Source organism: Phenylobacterium sp., from assembly GCF_031360265.1.
Lineage (GTDB): Bacteria > Pseudomonadota > Alphaproteobacteria > Caulobacterales > Caulobacteraceae > Phenylobacterium.
Genome location: NZ_JANMBF010000085.1, coordinates 23,643 through 30,136 on the forward strand (window position 1 = coordinate 23,643; position 6,494 = coordinate 30,136).

At 67.4% G+C, this 6,494-nt stretch carries 6 protein-coding genes, 1 tRNA gene and 1 pseudogene; 7 read left to right on the forward strand and 1 reads right to left on the reverse strand.

From position 1 onward, the window contains the following. Positions 1 to 60: 60 nt before the first annotated feature. The 6 genes from RMN86_RS07850 to rfbA all read left to right on the forward strand — a co-directional run bounded on the left by RMN86_RS07850 (position 61) and on the right by rfbA (position 5,913). Positions 61 to 1,362 carry an MFS transporter gene (locus RMN86_RS07850; RefSeq protein WP_309605282.1) on the forward strand — a complete coding sequence of 434 codons (1,302 nt, stop codon included), beginning with the start codon at positions 61 to 63 and terminating at the stop codon, positions 1,360 to 1,362. Positions 1,363 to 1,866: 504 nt separating this feature from the next. Next, positions 1,867 to 2,748 carry a hypothetical protein gene (locus RMN86_RS07855; protein ID WP_309605283.1) on the forward strand — a complete coding sequence of 294 codons (882 nt, stop codon included), beginning with the start codon at positions 1,867 to 1,869 and terminating at the stop codon, positions 2,746 to 2,748. Between the two features lie 63 nt (positions 2,749 to 2,811). Next, positions 2,812 to 2,886 (forward strand) — tRNA-OTHER (locus RMN86_RS07860). A gap of 188 nt (positions 2,887 to 3,074) precedes the next feature. Continuing rightward, positions 3,075 to 4,124 (forward strand): dTDP-glucose 4,6-dehydratase, encoded by a 1,050-nt coding sequence (rfbB, locus tag RMN86_RS07865; protein ID WP_309605284.1) that lies wholly within the window; start codon positions 3,075 to 3,077, stop codon positions 4,122 to 4,124. Continuing rightward, positions 4,121 to 5,020, forward strand: coding sequence for a dTDP-4-dehydrorhamnose reductase (rfbD, locus tag RMN86_RS07870; RefSeq protein WP_309605285.1), 900 nt, complete (start codon positions 4,121 to 4,123; stop codon positions 5,018 to 5,020). The genes rfbB and rfbD overlap by 4 nt, the downstream gene beginning before the upstream one ends. Next, entirely contained in the window at positions 5,017 to 5,913 is an 897-nt protein-coding gene (rfbA, locus tag RMN86_RS07875) for a glucose-1-phosphate thymidylyltransferase RfbA (RefSeq protein ID WP_309605286.1), read from the forward strand. The genes rfbD and rfbA overlap by 4 nt, the downstream gene beginning before the upstream one ends. 36 nt (positions 5,914 to 5,949) lie before the next feature. Here rfbA and RMN86_RS07880 read toward each other — a convergent pair whose 3' ends face one another. Continuing rightward, positions 5,950 to 6,114 carry a hypothetical protein gene (locus RMN86_RS07880; protein WP_309605287.1) on the reverse strand — a complete coding sequence of 55 codons (165 nt, stop codon included), beginning with the start codon at positions 6,112 to 6,114 and terminating at the stop codon, positions 5,950 to 5,952. Between the two features lie 136 nt (positions 6,115 to 6,250). Between RMN86_RS07880 and RMN86_RS07885 the strand changes: the two are divergent. Beyond that, a pseudogene (locus RMN86_RS07885) lies at positions 6,251 to 6,494 on the forward strand (hypothetical protein); the annotation flags it as partial.

Here is a 6,494-nt window from a genome sequence, read left to right on the forward strand (position 1 = left end):
GGACGCGCATCGGACATCACAGCCAGAACGCTGGCGCGACGTCCAGGGACGGGGGGACATATGACCACGGCAACCAGAGTCGAGCCTGCGTCGGGCGCCGGCTACAGCTACTTCGTGGTCGGGTTCCTGGCGGTGGTCTACACGCTGAATTTCCTGGATCGCCAGATCATCTCGATTCTCGGCAAGCAGATCTCGGCGGAGCTGCACCTGACGAAGACCCAGTTCGGGCTGTTGGGAGGCACCTCGTTCGCCCTGCTCTACACCACCTGCGGGGTGGGCGTGGCCTACCTGGCCGACCGGGTGAGCCGAAAGTGGATCATCGCCCTGGCCTGCGCGATCTGGAGCCTGTTCACCGCGCTCTGCGGCACGGCCCAGGGCTTTGTGCAGATCCTGCTCTACCGGATGGGCGTGGGCTTCGGCGAGGCGGGCGGGTCGCCGCCGTCCTATTCCCTGATCTCAGACTATTTCCCCGCCCATCGCCGCGGGACGGCGCTGGCGCTCTATTCGCTGGGCGTGCCCATCGGCTCCATGCTGGGGGCGTTTCTGGGGGGCAAGCTGGCGCTCGCCTATGGCTGGCGGACAGCCTTCCTGATCGTTGGCGCGCCGGGCGTGATCCTGGCGGTGCTGATGCTGCTGCTGGTGCGAGAGCCCCGGCGCGGAGGGTTGGACCTGCTGCTCGACGGGGCGACGGAACACCCGCCGGCGCCGCCGATGCTCAGCGCCATTGCCGGGTTTTTCGCGAACCGCACCCTGGTTCTGACCGCCCTCTCCAGCGGGTTGTCGGCCTTCGTGGGCTATGCCGGGCTGATCTGGAACCCGCAGTTCCTGGAGGGCGTCAAGCATATGGCCGCCGCCGATGTGGCCACCTACTACGCCCTGGCGCTGGGCGCGACCGGGGTGATCGGCACCCTGGTTTCCGGCTGGCTGGTGGACCGGCTAGGCCGCAAGGACCGGCGGTGGTTCGCCTGGGTGCCGGCCATCGCCTTTGCGCTGTCGATCCCGTTCTGGCTTGGCCTGATCTGGGCGCCGACCTGGCAGCTGGCCATGCTGTTCCTGCTGGGTCCCCTGCTGATGAACCAGACCTATCTGGCCCCGGCGCTGACGGTGGCCCAGAACGCCGTCGCGCCGGCCCAGCGCACCATGACCGGCGCGATCCTGCTGTTCGTGCTAAACTTGGTCGGCCTGGGGGTGGGACCGGTCTATGTGGGCTGGATCGCCGACCGGATGGAGCCCGCCCACGGCGAACAGGCGCTGTCCTATGGCTTCGCCGCGGTCATCCCGTTTGTGGTGCTTACGGTGATCGCCCACCTGGCCGCCTCGATCTCCATCGCCCGCGACAAGCGCCTGGCGGCGGTGATCTGAAGCGCGCGACGACCCGGCGTCGCCGGCGCCGGTGTGGTCCCCTCGGGCGCGCAACGTCATAGAGAAGACGACATGGACGTCTGACACAGTGTTGTGCTCTATCGCACGCTAACGCCTTCGAAGTACTTCGAGGCTACGGTATAGGACCAAGCGGGCTGTGCAGTTTTCCATAAGGATCGGATGCGTTCGACCGGGTGCGATATTTCGATATTCCTGGGAAGGACACGACGCCTATTCTCGCCGAAATCGGGACCCCGGCGAATGGGAACCAACGACTTGGCCGCGCGTTTCTTCGGAATATAGAGAGATAGACCGATGGACGCGCGAAATTACGCTTATAGATCTGCGGAAGACTATGACTGTAATGCAGATCGTCTTCGGGTAGACAGTATTGTGCGGACGGTTGCCGTAAGTGAAGTCTCGCTGGCGTCCGTAAGGGCGGCGGACTGGGATGCGTTTGCCGCACGCTGCGGCTGTTCCGTCTATGCAACCCGCGCGCACCTGGTGGCCTGGACCCTCAAACATCGTCTGAAATACAGGCTTCGACTCTTCGAGCTGTACGGCCAGGTCGATGGCGCCGCCGTGAAGATCGGCCAATGCGCGGTCGGCGTCTCCCGGCGCGGCGCCAGCCAGTTCCTGGACCGCATCCAGCTGCTTCCTGAATTCGGCGATTGGCCCGAGGCCATGGCGGCCCTTCTCGCTGAACTGGGGCCCGGCGAGTTCACCTATGGCTGGGAGCTGAACCTTGAGCCGCCGCGTCATGAGGCGCTGTCGGCCCTGCCCGGCGTCACGATCAAGGAGACGACGCCTCTGGTCGTCAATGCGATCGACTTCAGCCGGTGGGACAGCTGGGAATCCTATTTCTACGGCATGCGGAAGGGGGCGCGGCAGAGCGCGCAGTTCGCCAGGCGCGACATTCCCGATCTGCGGTTCAAGACCTGGACCGGCCGCAGTTCGATGCGCGCGATCCCGGCGCTGCTTCGCCTGAGGTGGGGGCTTTCCCGCCGCAAGGGGCTGGGCCTGCGGGTCGTTGACCTCCTGGCCAGCTACATGGGTTGGATGGCCGTATCGCCCCACTATACCGTGACCCGCCTGGCGGTCGGCGCGGGGGCCACGCTGGCGGCCTATTACGGGGCGGATTTCGGCGCTAACACCTACTATCTGGAAGGCGCCTCGGAGCCGGGCAACCAGGGCGCGTCCTGGGCCCTCCTGGTCTCGATGATCCAACGCGCCTATGTGAGAAATCCCAAGGGAACGTTCATCATGGGTTATGTGAACTATGCGACCCATGATGAGGAGGTGAGCGGCGGATTGCTGCGGGCGCGGACCGCTTGCCGCGTGTCGGACTATCCGACCAGCGTCATAAGGTTCCACTATTCGGGGTAGCGGCCCGTCAATGGGTTGCAGGTGAGGCGGGGCCGGGTCGGCGCCGTCGTTGACTTGACGCTGGGGGCCGTAGCTCAGTGGCAGAGCGCCCCGCCTCGGCGGGGAGACGGATGGTTCGATCCCTCCCGAGCTCCACCAGCGTCGCCTTCCTCCCGCGGTGCTGACGCCGCCTTCGCAAGGCCCCGACGTAGGGCCGCGACTTGGCTTGGAACCTGGCTCACCTGGCTTGACCCCGCCGGCAGCCTTGCTGCCTAAAGGCGCGAGCGCCCTGGCGACACGGCGCTTTTTGCAATGCGTTCACGAAAGCGGTTCTACTAAGGGTCGAAATGAAGATACTCATCACCGGCGGGGCCGGCTTCATCGGATCGGCGGTGGTCCGCCGGGCCATCGCCGACGGCCACCAGGTGGTCAACGTCGATCTGCTGACCTATTCGGCCAACCTCGACAATGTGGCCGGCGTGGCCGGCAATCCGGGCTACGCCTTCGAACAGGCCGACATCTGCGACGAGGCCGCCGTGCGGGCGATCTTCGCGCGGCACAGGCCGGATGCGGTGATGCATCTGGCCGCCGAGAGCCACAACGACCGCGCCATCGAGGGGCCGCTGGACTTCGTGCGCACCAATGTCATGGGCACGGCCGTCCTGCTGGAGGCGGCGCGAACGCACTGGAACGCCCTGCCGGCGGACGAAAAGGCGGGCTTTCGCTTCCACCACGTCTCCACCGACGAGGTGTTCGGCGCGCTGGGCGAGGACGGCCAGTTCACCGAGGCGACACCCTACGACCCCAACTCGCCCTATTCCTCCAGCAAGGCCGGGGCCGATCACCTGGTGCGCGCCTGGGGACGCACCTATGGCCTGCCGGTGGTGCTGACCAACTGCGCCAACAACTACGGACCCTACCAGTTCCCGGAAAAGCTGATCCCGACGGTGATCACCCGCGCGCTCGAGGGCAAGACCATCCCGGTCTATGGCGACGGCCGCCAGGTGCGCGACTGGCTGCACGTCGACGACCACGCCGAGGCCCTGCTGCTGGTGCTGGGCAAGGGCCGTCCGGGCGAGACCTATTGCATCGGCGGCGACAGCACCAAGCGCAACATCGAGGTGATCGAGATCCTCTGCGCGCACCTGGACGCCATGGCCCCGGCCAACACCGCCCACGCCGAAAAAATCAGGTTCGTCGCCGACCGCCCGGGCCACGACTTCCGCTATTCCATCGATGCGTCGAAGCTGAGGGCCGAGCTCGGCTGGTCGCCGCGCATGGACCTCGCGGCCGGCATGGAAGACACCGTGCGCTGGTATGTGGAAAACCCTGGCTGGGTGGACGGCATCCGCCAGCGCGGCTTCCAGTCCGAGCGGCTGGGCCTGGTCAAGGCATGAGTTTGCGCGTCCTGCAGTTCGGGACGACCGGGCAACTCGCCCGCGAGCTCCTGGCGCAGGCCAGCGACTTCGACGTCGAGATCACCGCGCTGTCCCGCGCCGAGGCCGATTTCGCCGATCCGGCGGCGGTCGCCGCGCGCCTGGCCGGGACGCGGGCGGACCTGGTGGTGATCGCCGCGGCCTATACCGCCGTCGATCTGGCCGAGACCGAGCCGGAGCTCGCCCACTGCATCAACGGCGAAACGCCCGCCGCCATCGCCGCCGCCCTGGGAGCCGATGGGCCGGCCCTCGTCGCCATCTCCACCGACTACGTGTTCGACGGGCGCAAGGGGTCAGCCTATGTGGAGACCGACGCGCCGCACCCCTTGAACGTCTATGGCGCCTCGAAACTGGCGGGCGAACAGGCCGTGCTGGCGGCCTGTCCGCGGGCCCTGGTGCTGCGCACCTCGTGGGTGGTCTCCAGCCACGGCAGGAATTTCGTCAAGACCATGCTGCGGCTGGCCGGCGACGGGCGGGCGATCAAGGTCGTCGACGACCAGCTCGGCCGGCCGACCTCGGCCCATGACCTGGCCCGTTTCATCCTGTCGCAGGCAGGCCGGCTGGCGGCCGCGCCGGCGGGGGACCCGGTGTTTGGCGTCTGTCACTTCGCCAACAGCGGCGAGGTGAGCTGGAAGGGCCTGGCGGAGGGCGTGTTCGACCTCGCCCTGGGCGCCGAGGCGCCGAAGGTCGCGGCCAGCACCACCGCCGAGTTCGCCGCGCCCGCCGCCCGGCCGGCCCGCGGAACGCTGGATACCGGCAGGCTGCAGCGGGTCTTTGGCGTCACGCCCCGGCCCTGGCGCGAGGCCCTGGCCGACATCGTGGTTGAACTTCAGGCAGTTGAGAGGTCGGCGGCATGAGGCGTGGCATCATCCTGGCCGGCGGCTCCGGCAGCCGGCTGCACCCGCTGACCCTGGCGGTCTCCAAGCAGTTGCTGCCGGTCTATGACAAGCCGATGATCTATTATCCGCTGTCGGTGCTGCTGCTGGCCGACGTGCGCGAGATCCTGATCATCACCACGCCGGAAGACCAGGCGGGGTTCAAGCGACTGCTGGGCGATGGCTCGCAGCTGGGCGTCAGAATCGAATACGTCGTGCAGCCCAAGCCCGACGGTCTGGCCCAGGCCTATATCCTGGGCGAAGCGTTCGTCGCCGGCGAACCCAGCGACATGGTGCTGGGCGACAACATCTTCTTCGGCCAGAACTTCACCGGCTCGCTGCGTGCCGCCAGCGCCAGGACCACCGGCGCGACCGTCTTCGGCTATCTGGTGCAGGACCCCGAGCGCTATGGCGTGGTCGAGCTGGGAGCCGATGGAAAGGCCTTGGGCATCGAGGAAAAGCCCGCGGTCCCGAAGTCCAACTACGCGGTCACCGGGCTCTATTTCTATGACGGTCGGGCCAGCGCATTCGCCAGGACGCTGAAACCCTCACATCGGGGCGAGCTGGAGATCACCGCGCTGAACCAGGTCTATCTGGAGGCCGGCGAACTGCACGTCGAGCTCCTGGGGCGCGGCTTCGCCTGGCTGGACACCGGCACGCACGACAGCCTGATCCAGGCGGGCGAGTTCATCCGCGCCGTGGAACAGCGCCAGGGCCTGCGGATCGGCTGTCTCGAAGAGATCGCCTACCGTCGCGGCTGGATCGACGCCCAGCAGCTCGGCAAACTGGCCGACGGCCTGGCGAAGAGCGAATATGGGCAGTATCTGCGGCGCTTGGCGGAGCGCCCCCTGGACGAGGCCACGGAGCTGGGCTGAGGCGAGGGCGGGGGTTCAGACCTTCAGGGGCCTGAGCTAGAAGAACAGGGCGCGGACGCCCGCGGCCACCGCGAACCACAGGCCGCCGGAGGCGCAGGCCGCGATCGTCAATCCAATGCCCAGCGGAAATCGGCGGCCCGGCGCGGCCTCGACAGGCGCACTGCGCGGGCTGACGTGTTGGAATGAGACGTCTGCTGGCATCGCTCTTGCTCCACGCCCGGTGTTCGGATCGCGTGTCCCATTAGCGACGACTTGGCTTAAGGGTTCGTGCGCCGAGATGGAAAATGGCCGGTTAAGCGTGCTTCCGGGGGTCCGCGGACGAGGCGAGGCCGGCAAAGTGACGGACGACCAGGATCTGAATGTCGTGAGTGTAGCAAACCGGGACAGCGCGATGGAGCGGCGGCGGCGCGCCGACCTGGCCGAGGGCGGCGCCGGCATCGCGGTGGCGACGAGCGGCTCGAAGCGGGCGCTGGACGTGCTGATCGCGGGTTTCGCGCTGCTTTTGTTCCTGCCGCTGCTGGCGATGGTGACGATGCTGATCCGCCTGGAGTCGCCGGGGGAGGCGATCTTCCGCCAGCGGC